Annotated in this window: 16 protein-coding genes and 1 tRNA gene; 6 read left to right on the top strand and 11 right to left on the bottom strand. The window is 49.2% G+C overall.

Features of this window, described 5'->3' with window-relative positions:
- Window positions 1-166 precede the first annotated feature (166 nt).
- Both USH94_RS02925 and USH94_RS02920 read left to right on the top strand, forming a co-directional pair.
- Window positions 167-880 carry a DUF554 domain-containing protein gene (locus USH94_RS02925; RefSeq protein ID WP_111963241.1) on the top strand — a complete coding sequence of 238 codons (714 nt, stop codon included), beginning with the start codon at window positions 167-169 and terminating at the stop codon, window positions 878-880.
- Between the two features lie 95 nt (window positions 881-975).
- Window positions 976-1,051 (top strand) — tRNA-Phe (locus USH94_RS02920).
- Window positions 1,052-1,289: 238 nt separating this feature from the next.
- Here the strand turns inward: USH94_RS02920 and USH94_RS02915 are convergent.
- The 10 genes from USH94_RS02915 to USH94_RS02870 form a co-directional block, all read right to left on the bottom strand.
- Window positions 1,290-4,940, bottom strand: a complete 3,651-nt coding sequence (locus USH94_RS02915) for an ATP-binding protein (protein ID WP_111963242.1) — start codon at window positions 4,938-4,940, stop codon at window positions 1,290-1,292.
- On the bottom strand, window positions 4,915-5,547 hold the full coding sequence (locus tag USH94_RS02910; RefSeq protein WP_111963343.1) for a response regulator transcription factor: 633 nt from the start codon (window positions 5,545-5,547) through the stop codon (window positions 4,915-4,917). Before USH94_RS02910 ends, USH94_RS02915 begins: the two co-directional genes overlap by 26 nt.
- Window positions 5,548-5,647: 100 nt before the next feature.
- The gene (locus USH94_RS02905) at window positions 5,648-6,121 is read right to left on the bottom strand and encodes a hypothetical protein (RefSeq protein ID WP_111963243.1); all 474 of its coding nucleotides are present in this window, start codon (window positions 6,119-6,121) and stop codon (window positions 5,648-5,650) included.
- Entirely contained in the window at window positions 6,121-6,720 is a 600-nt protein-coding gene (locus USH94_RS02900) for a helix-turn-helix transcriptional regulator (RefSeq protein ID WP_146749021.1), read from the bottom strand. Before USH94_RS02900 ends, USH94_RS02905 begins: the two co-directional genes overlap by 1 nt.
- A 24-nt stretch (window positions 6,721-6,744) precedes the next feature.
- Window positions 6,745-7,533, bottom strand: a complete 789-nt coding sequence (locus USH94_RS02895; protein ID WP_111963245.1) for a molecular chaperone — start codon at window positions 7,531-7,533, stop codon at window positions 6,745-6,747.
- Window positions 7,533-8,861: a fimbrial protein gene (locus USH94_RS02890; protein ID WP_111963246.1), complete on the bottom strand. Its 1,329-nt coding sequence runs from the start codon at window positions 8,859-8,861 to the stop codon at window positions 7,533-7,535. The genes USH94_RS02895 and USH94_RS02890 overlap by 1 nt, the downstream gene beginning before the upstream one ends.
- Window positions 8,862-8,880: 19 nt before the next feature.
- On the bottom strand, window positions 8,881-11,448 hold the full coding sequence (locus tag USH94_RS02885; protein WP_111963247.1) for a fimbria/pilus outer membrane usher protein: 2,568 nt from the start codon (window positions 11,446-11,448) through the stop codon (window positions 8,881-8,883).
- A 52-nt stretch (window positions 11,449-11,500) separates the two neighbouring features.
- Window positions 11,501-12,211 (bottom strand): molecular chaperone, encoded by a 711-nt coding sequence (locus USH94_RS02880; protein WP_111963248.1) that lies wholly within the window; start codon window positions 12,209-12,211, stop codon window positions 11,501-11,503.
- Between the two features lie 68 nt (window positions 12,212-12,279).
- The gene (locus USH94_RS02875) at window positions 12,280-12,810 is read right to left on the bottom strand and encodes a fimbrial protein (protein ID WP_111963249.1); all 531 of its coding nucleotides are present in this window, start codon (window positions 12,808-12,810) and stop codon (window positions 12,280-12,282) included.
- Between the two features lie 646 nt (window positions 12,811-13,456).
- Entirely contained in the window at window positions 13,457-13,984 is a 528-nt protein-coding gene (locus tag USH94_RS02870; protein WP_181574013.1) for a LuxR C-terminal-related transcriptional regulator, read from the bottom strand.
- A 672-nt stretch (window positions 13,985-14,656) separates the two neighbouring features.
- Between USH94_RS02870 and pgaA the strand changes: the two genes are divergently transcribed.
- Genes pgaA through pgaD form a run of 4 tightly spaced genes read left to right on the top strand, consistent with a single transcriptional unit; the run spans window position 14,657 to window position 20,793 of the window.
- Window positions 14,657-17,095 carry a poly-beta-1,6 N-acetyl-D-glucosamine export porin PgaA gene (pgaA, locus tag USH94_RS02865; RefSeq protein ID WP_111963251.1) on the top strand — a complete coding sequence of 813 codons (2,439 nt, stop codon included), beginning with the start codon at window positions 14,657-14,659 and terminating at the stop codon, window positions 17,093-17,095.
- An 8-nt stretch (window positions 17,096-17,103) separates the two neighbouring features.
- Window positions 17,104-19,041 (top strand): poly-beta-1,6-N-acetyl-D-glucosamine N-deacetylase PgaB, encoded by a 1,938-nt coding sequence (gene pgaB / locus USH94_RS02860; protein ID WP_111963252.1) that lies wholly within the window; start codon window positions 17,104-17,106, stop codon window positions 19,039-19,041.
- Window positions 19,034-20,365 carry a poly-beta-1,6-N-acetyl-D-glucosamine synthase gene (gene pgaC, locus USH94_RS02855; RefSeq protein ID WP_111963253.1) on the top strand — a complete coding sequence of 444 codons (1,332 nt, stop codon included), beginning with the start codon at window positions 19,034-19,036 and terminating at the stop codon, window positions 20,363-20,365. Before pgaB ends, pgaC begins: the two co-directional genes overlap by 8 nt.
- A complete protein-coding gene (pgaD, locus tag USH94_RS02850; protein WP_111963254.1) occupies window positions 20,362-20,793 on the top strand; it encodes a poly-beta-1,6-N-acetyl-D-glucosamine biosynthesis protein PgaD in 432 nt (143 codons plus the stop codon). The genes pgaC and pgaD overlap by 4 nt, the downstream gene beginning before the upstream one ends.
- A gap of 52 nt (window positions 20,794-20,845) precedes the next feature.
- Here pgaD and gss read toward each other — a convergent pair whose 3' ends face one another.
- Window positions 20,846-22,708 carry a bifunctional glutathionylspermidine amidase/synthase gene (gene gss, locus USH94_RS02845; protein WP_111963255.1) on the bottom strand — a complete coding sequence of 621 codons (1,863 nt, stop codon included), beginning with the start codon at window positions 22,706-22,708 and terminating at the stop codon, window positions 20,846-20,848.
- Between the last annotated feature and the right edge of the window lie 56 nt (window positions 22,709-22,764).

Here is a 22,764-nt window from a genome sequence, read left to right as displayed (position 1 = left end):
CACCGGGCGGTGAGACAGGGAGGAGAAAATTCGCGCAATAATGTCACCTTTTATTTTGAGGTGCAAGAAGGAATCAGTATGCACGAAATCAGCCAAAGCTAAGGCCCGCGAAGCCCTGCCGTGCCATAATAATGCAATATCAATGATTAAATAACAGGAGTTAACTTTGGTTATCGGGCCATTTATTAACGCAGGAGCCGTATTGCTGGGCGGCGTACTCGGCGCCGTGCTGAGCCAGCGGCTGCCGGAGCGGATTCGCACCTCCATGCCCTCAATATTCGGCCTGGCATCGTTAGGGATTGGTATTCTGCTGGTGATCAAATGCGCCAACCTGCCGGTGATGGTGTTGGCCACCCTGCTCGGCGCGCTGATTGGCGAATTTTGCAATCTGGAAAAAGGCATTAACAGCGCGGTGAGTAAAGCCAAAAACCTGATTGCCCGACCGGGCAAGGCGAAACACGGCACGCACGAGACGTTTATTCAGAACTATGTCGCCATCATTATTCTGTTTTGCGCCAGCGGCACCGGGATTTTCGGTTCGATGCAGGAAGGGATGACGGGCGACCCGAGCATTTTGATTGCAAAAGCGTTTCTTGATTTCTTCACCGCCACTATTTTTGCCACCACGCTCGGCATCGCCGTCGCGGCGATTTGCGTCCCGATGCTGCTTATTCAGCTGGCGCTTGCCACCTGCGCCACGTTAATTCTCCCGCTCACTACGCCAGCGATGATGGCAGACTTTACCGCCGTCGGCGGCCTGCTGCTGCTGGCTACCGGGCTGCGCATCTGTGGGATTAAGATGTTTGCCGTGGTGAACATGCTGCCCGCGCTGCTGCTCGCCATGCCGCTCTCCGCGCTCTGGACGCACTTTTTCGCTTAAGGATGCGGCGAAATGGTGAGAGATTGCGCAGTCCGTAACGAAAACAACATTTTTCGTTGACGCCACCGGGCAGATCGGGTTTAATGCGCCCCGTTGCCCGGATAGCTCAGTCGGTAGAGCAGGGGATTGAAAATCCCCGTGTCCTTGGTTCGATTCCGAGTCCGGGCACCACTATTTAAAGAACCCGCCCTCGTGGCGGGTTTTTGCATTTTAAATACCGATTAAACAGATGGGGGCGCTCGTTTCCCACCTCTGCCTGCCACTTCCAGCCTGATTGATTCTTCACTGCGTACATGCCCTTAAAGCGATATTCATTATAACTGCATGGTTTATAGACCACTATCCTGAAAGAGATGTATAACGAAAATTACAGCGCAATCAGGCCTCCCCGCAAAGATGGTACTTATCATCACGGCTGAAATGCCGAGACCGCTTTTTCTATGCGACTTTTGACTCTTAAAAATTCATCATGCCAGCGATATAAAGCCGCTGGTTCAGGCATTTCCTTGTGCAAACTGATGTTCGAATTGATCTCTTCGCTTAATTCAATTAGCCTCTCTTCCTGAATAAGTCGCGCCATTCCTTTTATTTTATGAATAAGGTTATTAATCTCGTCAATATTTTTATCCTGAAATATTTTAGTGAAATAATCTTCATCTTCTTTATTCGTTTTATCAATCAAGATAAGCATCTGCTGAACATGTTCCTGGCCCCCCCTAAAGCGCCTCAATGCCTGAAACAATGCAGGCAGAGGAGGGAAAGCTACTAACTCATCTGTCTCCTTAGAGAATATATCTCCTTTTACAGAATAAAATTGCATCAGCATCTGGCTTAATTGCTTTATTCCGATAGGCTTTATAAGACAGTCATTCATCCCCACTGCCAGACAGTGCTGGTAAGTTTCTGGTCTGGCGTCAGCAGTGCAACCAATAACGGTAATATGTGCCAGTTCAGGCGTGTCACGAATTATTTTTGTAAGCTGTAGTCCATCCATTATCGGCATATTACAATCGGTTATGACTAAATCAGGGAGATGCTCCTGCATAAGACCGAGCGCCTCGCTTCCATTGCTCGCCTGCCTAAAATGAATCAGTCCCAGATACTCCAGCTGCTGTTGCAATAAAATTCTATTGGCTTCCAGATCATCAACGATCAGTACTTTCAGTATTTCCCTGCATATTTCCCCTTCGGAAAAGTCAGAAACCGTCTGCAAATCACTTTTTGCCTCAGTTGATATCAGAACAGGAAGCCGTAAAAAAACCGTAGTCCCGCCCCCCTCTTTACTTTCAAGCTCAAGAGTGCCAGACATTTTTTCAACCAAATGTCGACATATCCAGAGCCCCAGGCCTGAGCCGCCGGGCTGAGCCCTTTCAACGTCATGCACCTGGCTAAAGGGACGGAACAAACCTTGCTGGGCCGCAGCGGTCATACCAATCCCTGTGTCTGCAATATCAATCTGTAACTCCCCTTGCTCCAGAGAGTTGGCAGACCACAAGACATCCACGCTAACCCCTCCTCCTGGCGTGAACTTAATGGCATTGCTCATCAAATTCCCTACAACCTGGCGAATACGAAGCATGTCCGCAATGACATATTCTGGCATTTCGTCATCGACCCAAAAACCGAACCGTAGTCCTTTTTCAGCCGCAACCGGCTGATATATTGCTGATAGTCGTTGTAGCTCTTCCTTAAGGTTGCATGTTTCCGGATGAATATCCATCTGATCGGATTCAATGCGGGCAGTATCAATAATATCATTAAGTAAACGTAACAACATTTGCGCAGAAGCAAACACTGTTGTAAGTGCCTGACGACTTACTGGTTTACTACTTTTAATCTCAAGCTCAAGTAAACCAAGAATAGCGTTCATTGGTGTACGTAGCTCATGACTTACCGTTGCAAGAAACTTACTTTTAGCTCTATTTGCAGTATCTGCTTCAATACGAGCCGATACCAGCTGGCGTTCAACTTCCTTTCTGTGGCTAATATCCAGCCAGCCACCAAGAAGATTTTCATCCGCATCGCCTAAGGGAATAATCCATAAATACAGATCGCGCTCAATCCCCCGGACAAGAATGTTCATATCACGTAACAAAGCTTCCCCTGTATGCTGAACGACATTACATAGTCGATCAATTTCCAAACTCAAGGGTGTATCCTTCGGCCACCCCTGTTCTGGAGAAAATTGCCAGTGATGCCCTTGAGAATCTGCAAAATGCTGGTTATATGTTTCCAGACTGCCACTTGCCGTTCGGATAAAAACAGCAAAAGGTAATCCATTGATTAATGTTTCTCTCAGCTTGAGCCGCCGTCGCAAGCCGATTGTTTGTCGCCATTTTTTAAAAAGCATATACCCGAGCCATATTCCCCCTACAAGTAGAATGATAGAACCGACTTCCAGAAATCTAATTATCAAGCCTGATTGGTGTCCATCCAGGGAATAGAGACTATTATCCTGATAAACACTCCAGTCGCTGAGAAGATTCTCGGTTTCCTCCTGCGTCAAAGAACCGATAACTTTATTAATAATACCTAGCAGGATTGGAGATGTATCCTGGACGCCGAATGTCAGAGGAATTGCCGACTCGCTAGCTATTGTTGCAACTTTCAACGGTGGCTGAAGCGGCAAAGCCGCAAGGTAATTGGCTGTGAGTAAATCCGCCACTACAGCATCAACTTTCCCTTGTTGCAACCATGTCTGTAACGTCAACATGTTCGGTGAAGGAACAAATTCAATTCTTTTATATACAACCTTGTCAAGAATGACAGATTCAGGATTATTTACAGATAAATAACCGACTTTACGTCCTGCAAGATCGCTAATTGCGTTAATCTGTTCATTATCATTACGCACTAAGACAGACCACAACATGCGCGCAAGCGGTGCAGAAAAACTCATATGTGACTTGTCTTTCCGTATGGTATTTGTAACGAGCAGGTCTACTTTTCGGTCGTGAAATTTCTCATAAGCCTCGTCAGCGGTACTGACAGAAACAGGCCGGAAGATAATACCAGTTCGTTTACTAATGAGATCGAGATAACTTACAGCCAAGCCGCCAAATTTCTCGGCACCTGGCATGTTGAACATCACTGGTATCCAGTCTTGCTGGGCTGAATAGTAGACAACCGGGTTTTCCTCAATCCAATTTCTTTCTTGTTGATTAAGACGAACTGTATCAGCAATATTGTAATGCGGTTTGAATCCTGACCATCGTATTTGTATATCCGCCGCGGCTCGGGTTGATATATTAAGAAGCGCCGAGTTTAGTGCGTTAATTATTTTTTGCTTGCCTTCCAAAGCAGTAAAAGTGTATTGAGCCTGATGAAAAGAGGCGAAATTTCTTATTTCAAGATTTAACAACTGCATACGATCAATGATAAAATTGGTTGCAGTTGCATTTCCCACATATAAGTCCGCCTTTCCAGAAGAAACAGCAAGCATGCCCTGTAACTGAGAGGGAAAGATATTTATATGATCATTTTTATAATTTGATAGTAGCTCAGGAGAAAGAGGAACCGTTCGTGAAATAGCTATACGCTCTGGGTGACGTCGCGAATTCCCACGCCATTTTTTTTGGCGTACCTCAACCAATAAATTGGTAAAAAACGGCCGAGATACTATCTGATCATCCTGAGGTGGTAATGGTGTCCCCATAATTACATCTACTTCGTGATTCTTTAATGCATTTACCATTAAAGCGTAATCACAATAGGAAATGACGTTGAACTTAACAGATAAAATTTCAGATATAACATTCAAATAATCAGGAACAATACCTCTGGCCACATGATCGCTAGTCTGGAAAATGAAGGGAATATTTCCTACACCTACAACACCAACGTTGATAACAGGATTGCTTTTGTTGAATTCTGTTACTTCGGGCACAGGCTCAAACGGTTCAACAAAATTCTGCGCTGAACTGAGCACTTCCAGGGGAATCCCTTGCTTACATGTTTGGGCATTAGCAATTGGAGACAGTACCACGAGGAGAAGCAAGCAAACAGAGGTAACAATAAAAAAAATTTTATCGTTTTTAAGCCAAGTTATGAATATGGGCATAATTAGTCAATTCCATCAATGATGAGACATTAAGCTTATCCATTATCCTTATTTTATATGCGCTCACAGTTTTGTTACTAATTGCCATCACGCCTGCTATTTGTTTATTTGATAAGCCACTCACCAAATATTTAAGGACTTCAATCTCTCTTGTTGTCAACCGCATAGCTGAGTCGATTGGCTTATCTGGATCAAGTCCCTTAGATATCATATTAATTACATCAGGGGAGAAAAAAGAATAACCTCGAAGAACATTTTTTGAGGCAAAAAGTATATCATCAATATCTTTATCCTTGCTAATAAACCCATCTGCGCCTAATTTCATGGCTCGATAAGCATAGACAGTTTCATTTTTCGCTGAAAGAAAAAGGACCTTTCCTGTCACTTTCATGCTACGCAATTTCTTTAATAATGTGAAACCGTCATAATGCGGGAGTGAAATATCAATAAGAAACAAATCAATGATATTAGAACGTACAATTTCAAGAGCCTCATCACCACTACCGGCTTCAAATATCTCGACAAACTGTGGATCCTCAGACAATAAAGAACCCACCGCCATACGAATAGCCGGATGGTCATCAACAATGATTGCTGTACTCATCAGCACCTCCCCATCTTTAGATATGCTGCCACCATTAATTTTGACAGAGCAAGTATGGCGTAACGCATAGTTTTCTTCAAGGAAAGCCCCCTAAATTAACACCTTAGCCGCTCAATGCTTGATCGGTTTCACTTTCCCCATAAATATCATTCGCTAAATCATCAGGCCAGTTTTGCATGAGCCCACAGTCGTAGCTATGTGAACCTAGCGATAGGGTATAGTGAAAATCATTTTTATCATCCTGTGATTTCCCCCAAAGCACGAACATTTTTTTATTATCTTGCTTAATAAACGTACGTGAAAGTGCGTCAAATTTAGCAGGCTGATATTTTGCATAAGAAAATTCTTTCGTAACTGGATTTTCTGAGATAAAAGTATCCCATTCGTTATTATTTTTATTCAAAATACCAATCATCACTGACGCATCATCCAATGTTACAACCTGAACTTCAATTTTTTTGCCACAGACCTGGTGACTTTCAGACTTTATATTACCAAGCATAGGTGCATCAATAGCGTAAGCCACAACTGAAAATGCACTAAAGGCAACAAGCGTAGTTAACTTAAATCTCATCATCAAATACTCATCTCACTCATAAAATTAGCGTGCTTTATTTTTTTATGCTTTACCAGCAAAGAATATTTCAAGAATAACTCAGCGGTTGTTCTCACCCCAAGCTTAAACATTGCATTTCTTTTATGTCTGCTAATTGTTTGTACGGAAAGGCCAACCTTTTTTGATAAAAATTGAGGTGCTATTCCATCTGCCAAAAAGGACAAAACTAATGACTCAAGATAGGTAAACTCTATCTTCTGAACGCTTTCATCTCTCCGCCTTTTAAGATAACGCAGTATCGTTTTTTTAACGACACCAAAACTCGCGCGAGATGAAACAAAAAAAACACGATCAGATTCATAAATCTTATCAAGCAGCCTAATGACTGATTCCCTTGCAAATATAATAGCACAATCATGAATTGGAATTGTCATCATAACATTACATACTTCAGCAATACTTTCACCGGAAAAAATATATACCGAAAGAAATGAAGTGCCTTTCCTCCTTAAAAAATCAACAACGTATTTACGGAGAGAACTATCGAAAATAGAAGTTACTCCTGATTCAAAAAAAGCATCCTGACAATATGAAAATTTTATTATTCCGGGAAATTCCACAGGAGTCCCTTTCACACATTAGAGTTATTGTAAACGTGCGCTATGCTTAATGCTGTCACCGCGGTCATCATATAAAATATAATTCAACATTTTCCCTTGAAGTGATCCCACCATTTTAGGCATCACTATCCGATAATCATGAGTAGAATAGGGTGCTGTCATCATATCCATTTCCTGCTCAGCGAAATACTTCTTCTCACCTACATCAACATCCATTTGGCCAAATGACGCAAAATACGGAGTATCATTTTGACAATGTATAATTTGCACCCCATTTCGCTCACGAACAGTAAACTTCAGCTTCTTCAATGCCGCTTGAGGATCGTCGGTGAGCATTTTTGGCCGATAGAAAATCTTTAACTGCGTGTTAATTGCCAGTTCAATATGTGCTCCCTCCTCTTTTTTAGAAACTGGCGGAATCTCATAGATATTCAACCAATAAACTGACTCTCTATCCTGAGGAAGGCGATCGCCTCTATTTATTACCTTTATTCCTTTAATACCGGCAGGCTCCATGCGAAAAACTGACGGAACAGGAATAAATGGGGCATTTGCCTGATCGGATGTACTTGAGGTATCACCATTATCAGCCCATGTTTGCACAATAATGGGATACTTATTAGTATTTGCGAGCATCAACGTCCGCTCGTTTTTATCATCTTTGAAAACTAATCGCGTACTTGATGCCACTATGCCAGCCTGCGCATGGTTAACAAATGTGATAACACCAAGCAGCATCAGCATGTACACAATAGACTGTAACGCCTGAAAGCAAAATCGCATTATTTTTTTTTGGTGGAAATCAATTACCATTACTGCACCTTCACGAGTACATAAGCTGTAGCATCAACTTTTCCAGCCTTTGGAGTCTGGCCTGGGATGGCTTCAAGAATAGCCGTATAGGTACTTTCGTAAGTGGTATAACCCCCACTCTCTCCAACCGAGTCGGCATTGCTGAGGACAGGATACCAGCCTGAATTATCCGAACTGGCACAAGTGCTATCGCAAGGTGCCCAACCGGTGAAATACCGGGTTACTCCCTTACTATCCTCAAGTCTAATTCCGACGCCTGTCGCGACTGAAGAATCGGTGCCATAGCCATCTGACAGCAAATAACTCACGCCACCAGAGCCATTGACTAGATTAATTTTTTGTGCCGCAACATACGCAGGCATAGAAGTTTGGATAGCTATTGATGTTTGACCATGCTGAACACCCGATTCCACACCATCCTGACATTTTATTTGAACGTTAAAACTGCCGGTTCTGTTGCCTCCCGCAGTCAGCTCGGCTGGTGAAATTTTCGCAAATGTAACCAGAGGCGTTGTGCTCACAACACCGCAGGTATTGTTGTTAGTTAAAGTAGATACAGGGCCCAAATTCATCCCAAGCGCGTAGTAGCGCACCAATCCCCAGCTAGTCCAGTCCAGGTTGGCGTCATGCCCAAGCTCTGCCAGCTCAACGCCTGGGCCGCTAAAGGCAACATAACCATTCGGCTGTGGACAAGTATAATTACCTGTGTATCCAATCGCTGAAGGTCCTGGGCATCCAAATGAGTTTGTTGCTGGAGTAGGATCATATTTATCCGTTTTAATTAATTCAGCGCGAATAGGGCTGAAATCCCTGCCTCGAATCTGAATTTTATTCCCAACAGTAGCATAATGAGTAATAGGCACCTTCTGCCATATGCGGGTAAATTCCACACCAGATTCGACGTTGGTTAATTTTAGCGCTGTATAACGAAAAAAAGTCTGAAAATAGTTGTCACCAAAGTTAGTAAAACCTCCGACGTTACTATCTCCATTGGTCGCAAATGCCTGATATATATTATTTGCATCTGCTAAATCACACTCAAACATTACCGTGTCGGGATTTGTTAAACCAACCGATGGAAAAAGGTTGACGACAGATGTTGCCAGAACAGTTCCTACTGGTTGTAAATCATCGCTGGTCAAGTTTATGTTACCCAGACGAAGCGATGTACCATAAAGATCGCCTCCGCTATCGCTAAAGTCTTTACGTACACACGTTGCTGACGCATTAAATGTTGTAGTAATTAGCAACAATGAAAGCAGAAGCAGTCCCCTGGTTCTCAGCGCCACGCTGTTGCTACTTATAATTGATTGAAAAAAGCGTTTCATTTTTTTTCCTGCAATTTGATCAATTAGCCAGACACACGGCGGTGGTTTTAATTAATGACTGATTTTTGTCCGGATTACCCAGATCGTAATTCACATAACACTGCTGATCATCGTCCCATTTGATGGTTAATTTGCCGGTCACTCCAGAGGCACGAAGATAAGCCTGCCCAGCCTGACCCATCATTCCGACTAGCTTTCCTTTGTCGTAAACATCCGCCCCCATAGGAATGATTTGTCCGTTAGGCAGCGTTGTTTGCAACAAGACCGGGTAACCCATTAGGGTACGGAATTTAAGTTTTACGGCTGCCCCAGCGGAAGGCGCAACCCGGCGCTCACCATCCTGCAGCTCGGCATAAGGGGATATATTGGCCGGATCTAAACTCACGGTGTTATAACGATAAGGCATCAACGTCGGCACTAATGCGTATCCAGAGCTATCGATCGCTGCAGCCTGGCCGTCCATGATTCGCGCCCCTTCGGCTCCTTTGGCTTCGACCAGGCCAAACGTATCACTGAGGTAAGGCCCGAATGTAATACCGCCACTGTGTACAGCAAAAGAACCATGAGCAGTAGCGGAAGCCTGCGTGTAATCCCGACTTTTTGAACCACTCACTCCCAGTTGGGTGTAAGCAAAGCGCTGCTCCAGGCTCCCGCCAATCGTGTTTTCATCCCCAATCTCCTGGCGCGCAATATTCGCACTGTAGGAAAGATCGTGATTCTCACCTGCCGTACCGGAGATGGAAGTCTGATAGGTGCTTCCTCCCTCATGGCTATGTGCGAGCGAAGAAGTCATAAACGGTGAGTTCGTACTTCCTCCTAGCGGGAATGAGATAGTTAACTGGGTTAAGGTTTCTTTCGATGTTTGTGAAGTCCCCTGCTTAGCAACCCATGTATTTTCGTCGTCGGAATCCCATGAGCCCAGCGACGCTTGCTGGTAACGAGTCGTACGCTGTCGGGACACGTTTAGCCCTAAAGATACGTTTCCCCAGAGCATGGTGCTATAGCCAAACTGCAACTGGGTATCGCGGGATCGACCATCGCGATAATCCTGTGAAGAACCAGACAAAAAAAGGGAACCTAAGCCTTTCAAGCTTTGGTTCAATGAAATTTCATAGCGAGAACGTTGCAAATAGCTTGGCGACTGCCAGTGTGCACCAGCATTCCTTACCGCAAATACATCGCTAAGTTCACGATAACCTCTGGTTGAGTAGCGGTAGCCTGCAATACCCAGCGTTGTACCGGTGGGTTGGAAAGTTCGGCTATAAGCAGCTCTGGCCATCCAACCAGCCTGAACTCCGGCATTATCAAAATGCGCGTGGGAATAGGTTGCATCAAGACTAAAGGCTCCAAGGAAGTTTGTTAAAACTCCGCCCATCATGGCCGCCGTATAGCCATTGGCTACTCGAAGTCCTGAGTTACCGGTGACGGTGTTACTGATGCCGTGTTGGTATGTCACTTCACCAAACACATCTTTACTGCCAACGTCGCGGACGCGTCCCATAGAAACGTTATAGCGACTTGTCCCCGGGCGCAGCGACTCAGGAACAGACGCGTAAGGTACATCGAAGGTGCTCTCTGAACCATCCGCCTCTTTAACAATAACGGTCAGATCGCCGCCATAGGTCGTCGCGGAAAGATCGTTAATCTCGAAAGATCCCGGAGGGACGGTACTTTCATAAATTGCTCGTCCCTTTTGATAAACCGTGACTCGAGCGTTCGTCTTCGCAATGCCACGAATGGTCGGTGCGTAACCGCGCATAGAATCAGGGAGCATTCGCTCGTCAGTACTAAGTGAGGCACCGCGAAAACCAAGACTTGAGAATAACTGTCCCGGCGTGAAGGTTTCACCCAACGTCAGTTCACTACCGATAAAAGGCAATGCCCGCTGCACATAGGTCCGGCTTCGCTCCCATTTACTACCATTATCATCATGACGCCATGCGCCCTGCTGGCGGAAACGCCACATTCCGGCGTTCACTCCCCCCGAAAGACCTATATATGATGAGTCCATTCGCATATTGCCCGCGTCAGGACTGGTCTGTACGTGATATTGGTTTGCATTATAGTTAACAAACCCTATTGATTCGCCTTCGTCCAGGTTAGCAGGATCGACATAACCTCGCGGTAGCGTTACAACCAGCTTTTGAGGAATAGACAAATCTAGACGTAAATGGCTGAAGTCAAAATCACTCTGACTACCAGGTAGAAAATCTGTGACGAAAACACACTGAGATTGATCCGTGAGTTTTGCCAATACTTCCGGTTTAACACCAAAACGTAAAAGCTGTTTTTTTGTCAGACAGCCTTCAGATTTCTGATTGTGATCGTCGAATTTAACTTCCATACGACCAACCGGACGCGAATTAATATAGACATCAACCTGATAATTACCTGGTTCTACATTATTGGCAGTGTTAAACCGGGACAGTGATTTTATATTTAAACTACTGCCACGAAGGAGTGAATCATCAAAGGTATATTCTTCATTATTTCTAAACGGTGCAGTCGCTGCGCTCACAGCAGAGGCCACCGGAGATAAAGCCAGTAAAAGTGTCAATGGGCATGACAGCCAATAGCAAAGTTTCACAACGCCACCCGTTCGACTATAATTAAATCGAAAACTCTAAAATCAAAGAAAATTAAATCGTAAAATCAGCTGAATGATCAGCACCATAATCATCAACTATCTTAAGCGTTAAAGGTGATGTTCTCTTTCCTTTCGGTAATTCAATTTTTTGTATTGACTTCGGCGCAACGATGGCTCCGTTTGCGAACGACAACTTATTCCCATTCACTGTCATCTCAGCACGACGAAGATTAACAAAATATCCAGTTGGATTTTCAATGGTAACTGAGTTTAACCCATCTGCCTTAACTTTGATTTCATGGCCTAAATCATTAACATTGCCGTTCAAATGGTCGGGACGATAAAAAACTTTTACTCTGTTATCTAAAACCAGAACCACTTTATTGGCTCCCTGCTCACTCGTCTTCAACGAAGGGATTTGCACAAAGTTAAAATAAAATAAAGACTCGCGATCCTCAGGCAGTTTCGGTCCTACATACTTAATCCGAATTATCTGCCCCCCCTGTGGTTCAATGCGAAACATCTGAGGAGTCAGGACGAATGAACTGTCTGCATTCCCTGGAGTTGGATTTTTTCCTCCCTTATCAATCCATGCCTGCACAATATTTGGATAAGAATCCTTATTACTTAATTGCACAATCTTTTCATGTCCGCCGGCAGGATAAATAATTCGTGTACCTGTCATTACTACACTAGCATGAGCCGTAGCGACTAATGTGGCCATTGTCAGAAAAGAAAAAGACAAATGCTTGATGATCTTCATAGATTACCTGCAAATGAATCTCTGACAGCCAGAAGGCCGTCAGAGCTTACTTATAAATAAATAGAGAATTATGGATAGCTAATAGCGTACTGAGCAGAGGCAATAACCGTACCAGCGGTCGCATTACCCTCTTCAGAAATATACTGAACAGCCAGATCCTGAGTTGCTGACGTTTGGCCTTGGGCCAGCGTAATACCGGGAACTTCAGTCATACCATTAGCCAGATTAACAGGTTTTGAATCACTACCAAGCAGTTGAACCTCAACATTAGTCGCTGTACCGGAGTTACCCATATTGCCCGCGGTAGTAACATCAGTACCTGCAAAAGTCGTACTAATTTTAGTATCAGCAACAGCAGCGGTACAGTTGGTCAGATTGATGCTAAAGTTGGTTTTACCTGTAATAGAATTTACATTTTTCAAAGCAGACGCTGCCGCAGTAGGCATAAGAACAACTGGCTGGCTGGAGGTGCCGTTCACATCAACGCTGCAGGTCTGGTCAGCAACTTCACCCTGGAATCGAACCGTATTGTCAGACATTTGAGCGAAAACCATACCCGGTAATGCTACCAGTGCCAATGCCAGTAAAGACTTCTTCATTATTGAACTCCAAAAATATTATTAGCAACTATTATGCACATCGATACTTTTATCGCTTAAGGCTCAAATATGTTGTTCTTTATTCAGAACAGGTATTCTGAAGCACGTATCGAATGTGGGGCATATTTTGATTAGTTCAGAAATATTAGAAATAAGATACGGCTAATCATCCGTAAGTTTGGTCTTTTTGTTCCAGGGAAATTTCTCAAGGTAGTTAGCACATCATGCGATATGTATTTTTACCCGAAGAGAAGTATGCAAATTGTTAAAGCGTGGTGGTTTGCAGAAACATAAGATTAACCATTTTGCTTAATCTGCAATAATGATGAGATACCAATGTGTAATATTAGTTCCCGATAAAGATGAAATTTGAGAATCTGTATATTCTGCATCTGCATCACTATGCCAGGAACCTGGTCAAAAGAAGAGGTACAGCTTTTCTCTTCAACAACCAGGATTTCCCTTCTTCAGTATCTTACCCACCACAATGTCACGCTCGCAGTAGCGCCTCAAAAGACCAGCAGTAACTCTGACGTTACTCGTCCCGAGTTGAAATAATTGCCAGGCATATCATCAGTATGTGGTAATAAATCATCCTTATCAAAACATCGCCCACCGGGCGTCTGCATGTTTGTTTCAAGCAGCCTCAGGGATCGTTCCCACCTGCGCCCAGCAGTTTGTTTTTGAAGATAAACAGACACGCCTCATTGAAGTTCTCCGCCCCCAGCCGTTCCGAGAGCGCCGTACGTTTGCGGTAGAGGCTTTTCACCGACGTATTCAGCTCGCCTGCAATCTCCTCCATTGACATGCCTGCCCTCAGCAACCGCAACATGATCGTTTCATGCGTGCTCAGCCGTAAATTCAGCAGCCACTTCGTGGTCAGGCGCCGGCCCTTCATATTGAGCACCAGGTTAAACAGCGAGGCCATGTCCGGCTCCGTCAGCGACGTATTCATAAACAGCTTCATACTGAGCAGATTCTCCTCGCGATGGCGCATATCAAGCATAACGCAGCAAATCGTTTTTCTCGTTCTGGCCGGATGGCGTATCAGGTAATCATATAAACGGAGCGGCGCACGACTATCAATCAATACAGAATATTCATCTGCACCGTTATCAAATATGTTTCTGTCAATCGAATCGAGCAGGATAATATCCGGAAAAAATATCCGCATCCCCCTGACAAGGTAGCGATCCTGAGTCACTAACACTATTGAAGTTGCCACTAACCATCCCTTTTAGATTAAAGCAAGAACGATCCTGCGAAAAGAAGACCGCCTTCGTTTTATAGCGCTGTTATATTAACGATAAATGTATTCTGGCTTTGGACATCCCTCAATACACACATTGATGAGTAAGACTTCCTGTAGACTATCATTCAATGTCTGCCTTTAATTATAAATAAAAAACAATCCCAGAAAAGTCACTTCTCTAAACATTAAGAATTTTTGTCATGAAACGTCCCAAACATGCACCAGAAAGTACTTTAATTGATACAGATTAGCGTCATAAAAAATATATACAAAACTGTCACAATAAAAATAAATGACAATTATTTCAATGAGTTATAATTAATAAATCAATTCAAGTTAAACACAAAAACACGCCTATTACAGAATTATCTCAAAACTACACAGCAGCTTTTCAGCATATTTATCCGGCAACATATCAGGTGTACATTACCTCCCATCAAGACCACTGAGATGAGGTTTCATAATTACCTTTAAGTAAGTACCCCATAACGTTACTGCATTCAGATTTAATGTTCCCATTTATGGCCTTTAAAGCAGAGTTAAAAGGCGGCCGTGTTATGCAATGGATTCATGATAAACAAATGGCAAATAGATATGGAAAGATCGCTTCGCTTAAGTACATTATTCTTTTATCGCACCCCAACATTATTGTTTCTGTTATTACTCTTTCCTGTTCTGGTTCAGGGTTCGGAATCCGTTTATGAGCAACAGATTCAACAGGCACGTAACGGTAATTACACGTCGTTTCTCGATTATCTTCAGCGTTATCAGCAGCAGCATGCCCTGACGCCTGAACACGTTGCGGACTGGTTACAGGTGGCGGCCTGGGCAGGTCATGATGACGAGGTTATTCAGGTCTGGCAGCGCTACAGCATTTATATGCCGCTGCCCGCCCGTGGCGTAGCGGCTGTCGCACAGGCCAGGAGAAATCAGAAAGCGTGGCAGCCAGCTCTGGCGCTCTGGAAAGAAGCGCTGAGCCTTGCGCCGGATAACGACGATTATCGTATCGGCTATATCAAAACCCTGGCCGATGCCCGTAAAGATACGCTTGCCCTCAAGGAAGCCCGACAGCTGGTGGCGGAGGATCCCTCTCAGGCGCATCTTCAGACGCTGGGGTATGTCTGGTTACGCCAGGGAAAAAGCTGGGATCGGCTTTTAGCAGACACGCGCGCGCTGAATATCGCGCCAGAAAATCACGCGCTTCTTCGCGAGCTGATCGACGCGCTAACGGATAACCGGGTCAATACTCCCGCTCTCCAGCTTTCAAAAAAGGTGGCGCTGTCCCCAGCGGAGCGTCGTCGTCTAGAGCTGAATGCCGCAGCCGAAAGCGTTCGCCTTGCAGATGTGCCTGGCAGAACAGAAAAAGAGCGCCTGCAGCTTGCGCAATCTGCGCTGAATCGTTACGACGCGCTGCTGTCTCGCTGGAAAAGCGAGCCGCAGGCGGCCGAAGACATTATCCTTGCGCGTATCGACCGACTCGGCGCGCTGTATGCCCATGCTGAGTACCCGCGGGTCATCAGTGAATATCAGGATCTGACGGCAGCCCGGCATCCGCTGCCGGGCTGGGCAATCGGCTGGGTGATCTCGTCCTACCTCCAGGAGAAAAATACCGCTGCCGCCTTCGCGCTTCTGCAGCGCTATCCGCAATACGCTTCCGATCCGCAGGACGAGGAACACGCGCTTTTCTACGCCTGGCTGGATACGGGAGAGTATCAGGCCGCCCGCCAGTACGTTGAGCGCCAGACCCGCAACGTCCCCTGGACCCGTTACGATTTCGGCTCCCCTACCCCTCAGCCGAACGATCGGTGGCTTGCCGGCCAGTCGCTCCGTTTTAACTATTTGCTGGCGACGAATGCCCTGCCGGAAGCCGAAAAGCTGGCGCGACGTCTGGCGACAACCGCGCCGGGCAATCAGGGATTGCAGATTGACTACGCCACGCTGCTTCAGGCGCGAGGCCTGCCGCGCGCGGCCGAGCAAACGCTGAAAATGGCGGAGGCGCTGGAGCCCTCGAATCTCGAACTTGAGCAGCAGCAGGCTTACGTCGCCATGGATCTGCAGGAATGGCGGCAGATGGATTTACTGGCCGACGACGTAGTCGCCCGCGCGCCGCGCGATCGCAGCGCAAGGCGTCTGGACAGGCTCCGCACCGTCCACCATATGTCCGAGCTGCGCCTCAACGCGAGCAAGGGTTTGCACTCCGATAACCCCGTCAGCGGGACGCACGACCTCAACTGGGACGCCACGCTCTATGGCCCACCCGTGGCGGATAGCTGGCGGCTGTTTGCCGGCACCCGCTATGCAGAGGGTAATTTCGATGAAGGCAAAGGCTCCAGCCGTCACCTGTTGGGCGGCGTCGAATGGCGGCCACGCAACCTCCAGCTCGAAGCCGAACTCTCCAGCAACCGCTATCACGGGGCAAACAAGCCGGGCGCTCGCCTCTCAACTACGTACGTTCTGACAGATAACTGGCAGGTCAGCGGCAGCCTTGAACGCCTGTCGCGCACCACGCCCCTGCGGGCGTTACGCAACGGGATCAACGCCAACCGGGGGGAAGGCGGCGTGCGCTGGTATCAAAACGAGCGTCGTGAGTACCAGTTCAGCGCCGCCCTCAGCCGCTTCTCGGATCATAACCGCCGCCAGGAATACACCCTCACGGGCAAGGAGCGTCTCTGGCAGACCCCGTCACTGACGCTGGATCTCGAACCGGGGATCGCCGCCAGTAAAAATAGCCTGCGGGACACGCTCTACTACAACCCGGCGCGGGATCTCTCCGTGACGGCGGCCCTGGCCGTTGACCATGAGATGTACCGCCATTACGACACCCTCTGGAGCCAGCAGTTCGTGGCGGGAGGCGGCAGCTACTGGCAGAAAAATCAGTCCGCTGGCGCCATCGCCCTGCTGGGTTACGGACAGCGCGTCCAGTGGAACAACGTTATTGATACCGGCGTGATGCTGAACTGGGACAAGCGCCCTTACGACGGCAAACGCGAGAGCAACCTCTCCGTCACGTTAGACGCGACTTTACGCTTTTAAGGATGATTATGCTTAACACACGTTTTTCCGCGAGCCTGATACTTCTCGGCTGGCTCTGCCTCAGCGCGAGCGTCTGCGCGCAGGCATTTTCGTTTATTGCGCCCAAAGCGCGGCCACAGCTGGAGGCGAGCAAACCCTGGCCGCAGAACCAGTTTCTGGTGCTGGCCTACCACGATGTAGAAGACGATGCCGCCGATCAGCGCTACCTCTCCGTGCGCACCAGCGCGCTAAACGAGCAGATAAGCTGGCTGCTGCACAACGGTTATCACATCATCAGCGTGCAGGACATTCTGGATGCCCATGACGGAAAAAAAACGCTGCCGCCGAAAGCCGTTCTGCTCAGCTTTGACGACGGCTACAGCAGCTTTTACACCCGCGTCTGGCCGCTGCTTCAGGCGTGGAACGTCCCTGCGCTCTGGGCGCCGGTGGGCAGCTGGGTGGATACGCCAGAAAATCAAAAAGTTAACTTCGGCGGTCTGATGACGCCCCGCGATCGCTTCGCGACGTGGGACATGGTGCGCGAGCTCAGTCGGTCCTCGCTGATTGAGATCGGATCGCACACCTGGGCCTCGCATTACGGCATTCCGGCCAACCCGCAGGGCAGCCGCGAACCTGCCATCGCCAACCGCTTTTATGACAAAGCCACTGGCAGCTATGAAACGGACCAGCACTTCAACCAGCGGATCGGCGATGACGTTCGTAAAGTGACAGAAAAAATCACGCAGGTGACGGGCAAGGCACCGCGCGCCTGGGTCTGGCCCTACGGCGCCGCCAACGGCACGTCGCTCGCGATCGCCAGACAGCAGGGTTATCAGCTGGCCTTTACCCTTGAGGACGGGCTGGGGAACGTGCAGGAGCTGGGGAACATCCCTCGTCTGCTGATCGCTGGCAATCCCTCGCTCAAGGCGTTTGCCAGTACGGTAAGCCAGGTTCAGGAGCACGATCCCGTTCGCGTCATGCACGTCGATCTCGACTACGTTTACGATCCCGATCCGGCCCAGCAGACCCAAAACATCAACAGGCTGATCCAGCGGGTCTACGACATGAAAATCAGCCATGTTTTTCTGCAGGCGTTTGCCGACCCGCAGGGCGACGGCAGGATCAAGGCGCTCTATTTCCCCAACCGTCGTCTGCCGGTCCGGGCCGATCTCTTTAATTTTGTCTCCTGGCAGCTGCAAACCCGCGCGGGGGTGAAAGTCTTCGCGTGGATGCCGGTGCTCTCGTTCGATCTCGATCCTGCCCTGCCGCGCGTGCAGCGCCGGGATCGTCAAACCGGCCAGCTGCGCGAAGCCACCGAGCCCTATATCCGGCTCTCCCCGTGGGACCCGCAGGTGCGCCAGCAGGTAACGGACATCTACGAAGATCTGGCCCGCTATGCCAGCTTCAACGGGATTTTGTTCCATGACGATGCGGTGCTGACGGACGTGGACGATGGCGCTCAGAGCACAACACGTCAGAAAAGCCAGACGCTTATCGGGTTTACCCATGCCCTGAGCCTGGCGGTGAAGCATATCCGTGGCCCGCAGATAAAAACCGCGCGCAACATGTTCGCCTTACCCATTCTGCAGCCCGAAAGCGAGGCGTGGTTCGCGCAGAATCTTGACGATTTTCTGGCGGAGTATGACTGGACGGTGCCGATGGCCATGCCGCTAATGGAGTCCATTCCGGCTGACGAGAGCGATGCCTGGCTGGCGCGTCTGGTTAAAGCGGTCGCCACACGTCCCGGCGCGCTCGATAAAACCATTTTTGAACTGCAGTCCAGGGACTGGGATAAGAAACCGCAGCGCGCCGTTTCTGATAGCCAGCTTGCGCAGTGGATGCGCGTGCTCCAGCTGAACGGCGTCAAAAACTACGGTTACTACCCCGATGATTTCATCAACAACCAACCTGATATCACACGCATCAGGCCTGTATTTTCTTCGTACTGGTACCCTGACAATGACTGATCGCATTATCGCCTTTTCCATTTTATGTCTGGTATTCGGGTTGCCATTGGGCGTGGCCGCCCTCTTTACCGGCGAGCTGATTCTGGATTTTGTGTTCTTCTGGCCGCTGTTCATGTCCGTGCTCTGGATAACCGGCGGGCTCTATTTCTGGTTTCAGCTTGAACGCCACTGGTCGTGGGATAAAGAGACGCCCGCCCCGACGCTCGCCGGTGAGCCGCTCATCTCCATTCTGATCCCCTGCTTTAACGAGGGACGAAATGCCCGGGAGACCATCAGCGCCGCGCTGGATCAGCGGTATGAAAATATAGAAGTTATCGCCATCAATGACGGCTCGTCTGACAACACGGCGCAGGTGCTGCAGGCGCTGGCGCTGGAACAGCCGCGCCTGCGGGTGATTAATCTCGCGGAAAATCAGGGGAAAGCGCTGGCGCTCAAAGCCGGGGCAGCGGCGGCACGGGGAGATCTGCTGGTCTGCATTGACGGTGACGCCCTGCTCGATCGCGATACGGCAGCGTATCTGGTGGCACCGCTGATTCAGTATCCCCACGTCGGGGCGGTCACCGGGAACCCGCGTATTCGCACGCGCTCCACGCTGATCGGCCGCATTCAGGTGGGCGAGTTCTCATCGATTATCGGGCTCATCAAGCGGACGCAGCGGATCTATGGCCGGGTCTTTACCGTCTCCGGCGTCATCGCCGCCTTTCGCCGACAGGCGCTGGCGGACGTCGGGTACTGGAGCCCGGACATGATCACCGAAGACATCGACATCAGCTGGAAGCTCCAGCTGCGCCACTGGGATATCTTTTTCGAGCCGCGGGCGCTGTGCTGGATCCTGATGCCGGAGACGCTCAAGGGCCTGTGGAAACAGCGTTTGCGCTGGGCTCAGGGCGGCGCGGAGGTGTTTCTGGTCAACCTTCGCAGGATTGTGCGCTGGGAGCATCACCGCATGTGGCCCCTTTTTATCGAGTACGCCCTGTCAACGCTGTGGGCCTTCGCGTACGCCATGACGGTGCTGTTATTTATTCTCAGCCATATCGCCCCTGTTCCTGCCAGGCTGACCGTGGAGAGCCTCTTTCCACCGGAGTTTACCGGGCTACTGCTGGGCGTGATGTGCCTCCTGCAGTTCCTCGTCAGTTTGTACATTGAGCGGCGCTATGAACGGAAGGTTGCCAGCTCGCTTTTCTGGGTGATCTGGTTCCCGATGGTGTACTGGATGATCGGCCTGTTCACCACCCTCGTCGCCTTTCCAAAAGTCATGCTTAAACGCCAGCGCGCCCGCGCGCGCTGGATCAGTCCGGACCGGGGAAAAGGAAGCCTTCAATGAACGAAAATACCTTAATTCTGACCGAACATCGCCTGCTGCCACGTCTTTTCGATGCCGCGTTAACGCTGGTGGCGTGGGGAGGCTTCCTGTTTTTCCTGTATGCCCGGCTCTGGATGCAGCTAACCGAGGAGAGCGACCACAGCTGGGGCGTGATTATTGCGTCCTTTAATACGGTGTTGCTCTACCTGCTGTTCGCCGCGCTCAACGGCTGGCTGCTGATTTTGTGGTATCAGTACAATCGCCGCCGCGCCCACGTCAGGCGGCGTCAGCCGGGTTATTTGCAGGAGGAGGAGCTGGCCCGCAGCTTTAATGTCTCACCGCAGATCATCTCCGAGATGAGCCAGTACAACCTGCTGACGGTCTATCATGACCAGATTGGCCGCATCATCGATCTGAAGATCAACGGGCAGGAAGAGGAAGAACAGTAACGAAAAGCCCCCGCAGGATGCCCTGCGGGGGCTTTTTTAAAGCGGCTAAGAACTACTTATCTTTAACCACGATCAGCGGCTCGATATCGCTCTCTTTCTTCACCACCAGCGAGTCATCGCCGCGCAGACAGGTCCCACCGTAGTTCCCGCCCACGGTAAAGGTACAGACCTGAATGTACTTCCCGTCGACCTTCGGCAGGCACCATAGCTGCTGGTAGATGTTTTTACGGTCGACAAACTTGCCGCTGGATTTATCCAGAAGCTCGTCCTGGGCGCTGATCAGGTCGATATTGCTGCCGCAGCGTCCGGCAATCGGCTTAACGGCATATCCGGTCTGCTTCAGCAGATCGTTGACCTCAAAATCGGTGTCGAGCAGGTAACGGTGATTCGGGAACAGTTGCCACAGCACCGGAAGAATCGCCTTGTTGCCTGGAATAACGGTCCACAGCGGTTCAAAGACCAGCACCTCCGGGCGCAGCAGAACGTCAATCAGGCGCACTTCGCCTTCAGGATGTCCGGTGCGGATCGGCACGGCGGCGTATTCGGTTTCGCTGACCTCGCGGATCTGCTCTATCGCCGTTTCCCACGCCCAGGTTTTCCACACGCAGTTGACGTGGCGACCTTCGTCGTCGATCAGCTGCCCGGCGGCATCCCAGCTGAGCGCCCCCAGCCCGTGGAGGATTTTGGTCTCGAACCCGGCCTGCATCAGCGAACGCTGAATAAAGAGCGCGTGATAGTCCTCTTCGACATCATTGTCCTGCATGATGTGGACGAACGGCCGCGCGTGGCTGTGCTTCCAGGCGCCGGTCAGCTCTTCCAGCAGGCCTTCCGCCGGGTTATGCCCGTTGCCGCGATAGCCGTTTTTCACCCACTCTTCGAGAATCAGCCCGCCCTCGGTATGGCAGGAGGCGGAGTCGGCGTTGTACTCGTAGACCTTGATGCCGCGCTCATCCATGCAGAAATCCATACGACCGGTGATCATATGGTGACGACGCCACTGCCAGGAGAGGCGCAGGCGCGGCCAGAGGATTTTCGGGATGTCGAAAAGCGCCAGCAGGCTGTCGTCTTTCAGCACCTTGTCCGTCGCGTGCAGGTACATCAGGTGCAGTTCGTTGGTGGCCTTGATCAGCTCCTGCTCGGCGCTTTCGGTAATGGTGAAGTACTGGCAGGGATCTTTGTTGATCACGTGGCCGTTGGCGCGAACATACGCCTGCTGCAGCGCGTCATTTTCGTTGAGCCACTTGCCGTCGAACTGACGTTTGTTTTTCAGCCGCGCGCCGCTGATTTTCAGCAGTTCGCCGTCGATTTCCGGCTGGGGAATGCTGTGTTCCGTATCCTCGGTCTGGATCATCCAGCCGAGAATTTCCGTGTCGCTGAAGGTGTCGTGGAGGGTGTAACACCCGTTCTCCACGCTCAGGCGCAGCTCGCGCGTCCACTGCTGCCCGAGCGGCAGCGGGGAGTGAATCACGTTCTGCTCCGCAATACGCACCCTATCGTCCAGAAGCTGGGTGATCACCGCCACGTGGCCGGTCTCGTGAAACTCGCCGCCCTTTTGCCAGATCAGCAGCGCTCCGGCGCGCGGCGCGCGTTTTGAGCCGTTGGCAAAAGCCTGAAGGGGCAGAATGTTATCGTTCACCACCTGACGCAAAAAGCGCAGAGAGAAAATTTCCCACGCCATACCGACGTCGGTAAACACGAAGCCATAGTTGAGGAACAGGAAACGGCGGGCAAACTCAACGCACTGCCACTTGTGGCCCATGTATTCATTGCCGATGTAGCTGCGAAAATCCGCGTCTTCCGGGTATTTTCGCGGGTCCAGACTGCCGTAATTTGAAGAGTAAATCGCCACGCCACCGGGCGCATAGCCTAACAATGTCCCGAATGGCGCATCACTGCTTAAATTTCCTTTACGCATGTATCCAACCTAAAACAGGCAGGCGGCAATTTTTTATGGGTTGTCGTCGTCTGCAC

This window comes from Enterobacter sp. 148H3 (genome assembly GCF_034107425.1).
In the GTDB taxonomy this organism is placed as follows: Bacteria; Pseudomonadota; Gammaproteobacteria; order Enterobacterales; family Enterobacteriaceae; genus Enterobacter; species Enterobacter vonholyi.
The sequence above is the reverse complement of the archived record's forward strand: the minus strand, read 5'-3'. Positions and strand labels throughout refer to the sequence as shown.

Bases quoted from the DNA above. Each gene is read 5' to 3' on its own strand.
- USH94_RS02870 (WP_181574013.1), bottom strand. From the start codon at position 13,984: ATGCGGATATTTTTTCCGGATATTATCCTGCTCGATTCGATTGACAGA.
- USH94_RS02875 (WP_111963249.1), bottom strand. From the start codon at position 12,810: ATGAAGAAGTCTTTACTGGCATTGGCACTGGTAGCATTACCGGGTATG.
- pgaA (WP_111963251.1), top strand. From the start codon at position 14,657: ATGGAAAGATCGCTTCGCTTAAGTACATTATTCTTTTATCGCACCCCA.
- gss (WP_111963255.1), bottom strand. From the start codon at position 22,708: ATGCGTAAAGGAAATTTAAGCAGTGATGCGCCATTCGGGACATTGTTA.
- USH94_RS02905 (WP_111963243.1), bottom strand. From the start codon at position 6,121: ATGATGAGATTTAAGTTAACTACGCTTGTTGCCTTTAGTGCATTTTCA.
- USH94_RS02890 (WP_111963246.1), bottom strand. From the start codon at position 8,861: ATGAAACGCTTTTTTCAATCAATTATAAGTAGCAACAGCGTGGCGCTG.
- pgaC (WP_111963253.1), top strand. From the start codon at position 19,034: ATGACTGATCGCATTATCGCCTTTTCCATTTTATGTCTGGTATTCGGG.
- USH94_RS02880 (WP_111963248.1), bottom strand. From the start codon at position 12,211: ATGAAGATCATCAAGCATTTGTCTTTTTCTTTTCTGACAATGGCCACA.
- pgaB (WP_111963252.1), top strand. From the start codon at position 17,104: ATGCTTAACACACGTTTTTCCGCGAGCCTGATACTTCTCGGCTGGCTC.
- USH94_RS02915 (WP_111963242.1), bottom strand. From the start codon at position 4,940: ATGCCCATATTCATAACTTGGCTTAAAAACGATAAAATTTTTTTTATT.
- pgaD (WP_111963254.1), top strand. From the start codon at position 20,362: ATGAACGAAAATACCTTAATTCTGACCGAACATCGCCTGCTGCCACGT.
- USH94_RS02895 (WP_111963245.1), bottom strand. From the start codon at position 7,533: ATGGTAATTGATTTCCACCAAAAAAAAATAATGCGATTTTGCTTTCAG.